The organism is uncultured Candidatus Puniceispirillum sp., from assembly GCF_963979125.1.
GTDB lineage: Bacteria > Pseudomonadota > Alphaproteobacteria > Puniceispirillales > Puniceispirillaceae > Puniceispirillum.
This window is the reverse complement of record NZ_CAXBVX010000179.1, coordinates 1-1,888: the sequence shown is the minus strand read 5'-3', so window position 1 is coordinate 1,888 and position 1,888 is coordinate 1. Positions and strand designations below refer to the sequence as shown.

At 46.6% G+C, this 1,888-nt stretch carries 2 protein-coding genes; both read right to left on the bottom strand.

Annotation, left to right across the window (positions count from 1 at the left end):
* On the bottom strand, window positions 1-458 hold a 458-nt coding region (locus ABNT28_RS10960; RefSeq protein WP_348721622.1), incomplete at its 3' end, for an N-acetylneuraminate synthase family protein.
* Window positions 448-1,888: hypothetical protein (locus ABNT28_RS10955; RefSeq protein WP_348721621.1), on the bottom strand; the 1,441-nt coding region annotated here is incomplete at its 5' end. The genes ABNT28_RS10955 and ABNT28_RS10960, both read right to left, overlap by 11 nt.

Genomic DNA, 1,888 nt, shown 5'->3' with positions numbered 1-1,888 from the left:
GCCGTATCATCCGACATGCCGGTTGAAATCAGCACTGGCCTGCCCAGCCGGCAAGTATCGTCCACAATCGGCAGACAACTCAAAAGACCCGAAGAAATTTTATGCGCAACCGGCTTTAACTTATCCACCCATGCCAAGGTTTGCATATCGCCGCTGGTGGTAAAGACCTCAACACCGCATTCACGCGCAAGTTCGAACATATTAGCTGTTTGGGCGGGGGTTAGCGCACTACGGCTGAAAATATCATAGCTTTGCGTATCAGGCGCATAAGAGCGCTTGGCATCGACGGTTTGCAATTTTATGGCATCCGCACCCGCCTTGGCAAAATTGCGGATCATTTCGGCGCAAAGATCAACATTACCCTCATGGTTTATACCTATTTCAGCAATGACATAGGTGCGCAACGGCGTCACGCCATCACCATGAAATAGGCTATTAATGGTTACTTTAGCTGTCACGGGAACCTTGTGTTTCGCTGGCGTTACGATCAATATTCATGCAATTATCTTTTATATCATCAAAAATCGTCCGGCGACAAATGGTCTGCGCACCACTAAAGAATTGGGCAATAATTGCTGATCTTTGCAAAGATTTCGCCTGCCATTGCTGATGAATATCAGCCATGCTTTGCTGCAGAAAATCTTTCAAGCTATTCTCAAAATTCTTTGCCGACTGATCAAACAGGAAAAACGCTGCGCCAAATGCCTGTCGCGCCTCATCCGACAAACGCGCATCGCAATAATGGTCGATAAACAACAATGGTTTGCCCGTTGCCACAATCCACGACACGGTGCTGGTTGCCTTGCTGGTAATAAACATCTCATAACGATCTAGCAGGTAACGCAGATCCTCATGCGTACCAATAACCGACATATTAGATTGGGCCTTTACCGCTGCAATCACCGGGTCGGCATCCAGCTGCCGGATCGCTGGATATGGTTTGTAATCTATCGTTTTATCAGTGCTGCCAAAGACATCTTCGACAAGTGCTTGTTCAAAGGCACAAAGCGCGCCGTCACTAGCTGGTGGCACCCGGTTAGGCTTATGCCCCGAGTAGAGATTGGTCGAGACATACAGAATTGAGTTTCCATTATTGCTGGGTTTTTTAGCAATACGTTTGAATGGTGACGGCCAGTTTTTTGAGATTGTTTCGGGACTTTTGATTGCACAAAGATCTTTTGTAATCTTGGCTGCCATTGGGTTCATTGTGAAAAACAGATCACAAAAACTCGTTTCATATAAAACGCGCCTTTCATCGGCATCAGACAGGATCTCGCGCGTAATGCCGTGCTGGAAAGCCGCAATTTTAATGCCTGATGCCTGACAGGCATCCGCCATCGCCATTGCCGATGGGCCCTTGCTATAGCCCGAGATAATACATTCCAAATCTGAATAAAGCGCCAATTGCTGTGACCACGCTTTTCGCAAAAAATTATACTGGCCAATTTGAGTGGCCAAACGTTCCTGCAAAATAGTAACAGCACGGTCTTTTAAAAACTGTGTAGAAATTGCTGACAGACGATCCAAAATAATTGAATGACATGCATCAATTATCATCTGCGCCATCTTTAAATCTGCCACCATTGATCCGGCGTCAAGCTTTGGCTTGTTGATAAAGACCGGCTTGAAACCGTTAAGCAGACAGCTTGCTACGGCGTCACGGGCAAGTTCTGTTTGGCCAACAACACCTATCTTACCTTTCTTACTGGGCCAGACTGGTAGCCAGCGCTGTTGTGAAATTTTCCATAAAATGGCTTCAGGCCCGCCTAATTTCAGACGATCGGTAATGCTGGTATTAACTTCACCACGCGGCGCACGTTCATTATGATAGGGTACAGTCACGTCAATCAATGACACATTTTTACGACCCGATACCCAGTCAATCCAG